The organism is Streptomyces sp. NPDC056361 (genome assembly GCF_042262805.1).
Lineage (GTDB): Bacteria > Actinomycetota > Actinomycetes > Streptomycetales > Streptomycetaceae > Streptomyces.
Genome location: NZ_JBHJQI010000298.1, coordinates 1 through 2,934, shown reverse-complemented (window position 1 = coordinate 2,934; position 2,934 = coordinate 1). Strand labels below are relative to the sequence as shown.

General features: G+C 71.6%; 2 protein-coding genes. One reads left to right on the top strand and one right to left on the bottom strand.

The features are described from left to right. Positions 1–176: 176 nt before the first annotated feature. The gene (locus ACFCY7_RS40265) at positions 177–1,208 is read right to left on the bottom strand and encodes a LacI family DNA-binding transcriptional regulator (protein ID WP_376491050.1); all 1,032 of its coding nucleotides are present in this window, start codon (positions 1,206–1,208) and stop codon (positions 177–179) included. Positions 1,209–1,565: 357 nt separating this feature from the next. Here ACFCY7_RS40265 and ACFCY7_RS40260 point away from each other — a divergent pair, with 357 nt between their 5' ends. Then, positions 1,566–2,915: an ABC transporter substrate-binding protein gene (locus ACFCY7_RS40260; protein ID WP_376491049.1), complete on the top strand. Its 1,350-nt coding sequence runs from the start codon at positions 1,566–1,568 to the stop codon at positions 2,913–2,915. Positions 2,916–2,934: the final 19 nt, after the last annotated feature.

Below are 2,934 nucleotides of genomic sequence, written 5' to 3'. Positions count from 1 at the left end.
GCCCCGCCGCGCGGGGCACGCGAGAGCCCCGCGGGAGGAGAACCCCCGCGGGGCGTCCGCGTACCCGCGCTCCCGGAGCGCGGCGCCCGCCCGAGCACGACCCGGCCGACCCGGGCACGACGCCGAACGGAGCACGACCCGGCCGAGCCGGACCCGTCCCGTGGGACCGGTCCCGGTCAGCCGGAGTCGCGCACGATCAGCTCCGTCGGCAGGACGTGCCTGCGGGGCTCCGACGGCGTCGCCGTGCCCTCGTGGATCTCCCGGATCAGCATCCGCGCCATCGTGCGGCCCATCTCCTCGATGGGCTGCCGCACGCTCGTCAGCGGCGGGTCCATGAGCCGCGCCACCGGGGAGTCGTCGACGCCGACGAGGGCCACGTCCTCGGGCACCCGGCGGCCCGCCTCCCGCAGGACCCCGCGCGCGCCGGCCGCCATCACGTCGGAGGCGGCGAAGACGGCGTCCAGGTCCGGGCGGCGGTCGAGCAGCAGCCGCATGGCCCGCCGGCCGCCCGCCTCGGTGAAGTCGCCCGCGGAGACCAGTTCCTCGTCGGGCGCGAGTCCGGCCTCGGTGAGCCCGGCCCGGTAGCCGCCGAGCCGGGCGCGCGCCACGTACATGTCGAGCGGCCCGGCGACGGTCGCGATCCGGCTCCGGCCGCGCGCCACGAGGTGGGCGACGGCGGCACGGCCCGCCCCGATGTTGTCGGAGTCGACGTACGGCACGGGTTCGGCCTCGGCGCGGCGGCCGTTCATGACGACGGGGAGGCCCAGCTCGCGGATCCGGTCGGGCAGCGGGTCGTCGCCGTGCACGGAGGCGAGGAGCACCCCGTCGACGCGCTGGGCCGCCAGGTACTGCTCGAACCGCTGCCGCTCCTGCTCGGTGCGGACCAGGGTGAGCAGGAGTTGCTTGTCGGCCTCGGCGAGTTCGGCGCTGACGCCCCGGATGAGGTCGAGGAAGTAGGGCTCGGCGAAGAGCCTGGCCTCCGCCTCCGGGATGACGAGCGCGATGGCGTCGGTGCGGCTGCCCGCCAGGGCGCGGGCGGCTTGGTTGGGCACGTAGCCGAGTTCGGCGACGGCTCTGGCGACGGCCGTCCTGGTCTGTTCGCTCACCCGCGGGGAGCCGTTGATGACCCGGGAGACCGTGCCCCGGCCGACCCCGGCCCGGGCCGCTACCTGCTCCAGGGTGGGTCTGCCGCTCTGCCGTCCGTTCACAACTCCCGAACTCCCCTCGTAGGACAACGCGCTGCTCACCACGGCCACACACGGATGGGAGCGCTCCCACACTAGTCCAATGCGATCCCGTCGCGCCACGCGCCCGCGTTCAGGAGATGACGCCCCGGTCGCCGCAGGGCGGCGCGAAACCCCCGGAAAACCTTCCGGTAACGAATCCGCGTTCATGTCTTGACACCCGCACCCGCCAGGCAGCAACCTTCCGGCAACGACGTGGGAGCGCTCCCATCCGGGACGCACACAGCCTGCATCAGGTCCTGCCAGGCAGCCGCCGAGCCGCGATCAGTCGGCCGGGCCTCATGGCGCACAACGAGCACCACCTTGGACGAGGAGAGTGGAATGCGCACTTCCAGCAGCAGACGCGGACGCCGTGCGGCGATCGCGGCGGTCGCCGTCGTCGTGACCGGCACGACCCTGCTCACCGGTTGCGGCAGCGACGACGACAGCGGCAAGGGCGGCACCAGCGGCCAGGGCTCCGAGAAGATCACGCTGCGGATCGGGACCTTCGGTTCCTTCGGCTACGACAACAAGACCGGCGCCAAGCTCTACGCCGAGTACGAGCGGCTCCACCCGAACATCAAGATCGAGGAGTCGAACGTCTCCGACGGTCAGAAGTACTGGGACACCCTGAAGCTGCGCCTCTCCCACAACAGCGGCGTCGCCGACATCCAGGCCGTCGAGGTCGGCTACATCGCCGAGGCGACCGGCACCGCCATGGCGGGCAAGTGGGTCGACCTGGGCAAGGAGGGCGGCGCGAACACCGCCGACTTCCTCGACTGGAAGGTCAAGCAGGCGACGACCGCCGACAACAAGCTCATCGCCCTCGGCACCGACATCGGCCCCATGGCCATCTGCTACAACAAGGACCTCTTCGCCAAGGCCAAGCTGCCGACCGCCCGCGAGGAAGTCTCCAAGCTGTGGGCCGGCGACTGGGCCAAGTTCATCGAGACCGGCGAGAAGTACAAGGCGGCCGCGCCCGCAGGCACCGCCTTCCACGACTCCGCGAGCGGCCTCTTCAACGCCGTCGTCTCCAGTGACCCGGTGCAGTACGCCAACACGAGCGGCGAACTCGACTGGGAGAACAGCCCCGGCGTGAAGAAGGCCTGGGAGACCGCCGTCAAGGCCGCCCAGGGCGGACTCACCGCCAAGCTGCGCCAGTTCGACGAGAAGGGCACCTGGAACGCGGCCTTCAAGAACTCGAAGTTCGCCACCGTCGCCTGCCCGAGCTGGATGACCGGCATCATCAAGGACCAGGCCGGTCCCGCCAACCAGGGCAAGTGGGACATCGCCGCGCCGCCGGTCGCCGGCAACTGGGGCGGCTCCTTCCTCGCCGTGCCCAAGGCCGGCAAGCACACCAAGGAGGCCGCCGAGCTCGCGGCCTGGCTGACCGCCCCGGCCCAGCACGCCAAGGTGTTCGCGGTCAACGGCAACATCCCCTCGTCCAAGGACACGCTCGCCTCCTCGGCGGTCCAGGACGCCAAGCTGCCGTACTTCGGCGACACCCCGGTCGGCAAGATCTTCTCCAGCGCGGCGGCCGGCATCACCCCCGCCGTCATCAGCCGCTACGACGGCCAGGTGAAGACCTTCCTCACCGACAACGGCATCCTCGACATCGAGCAGCGCGGCACCGACCCGGCCAAGGCCTGGGAGAACGTCAAGAAGCTGGTCGACGACAAGATCGACCAGTAGCGGGGACCCCGTGCCGGCC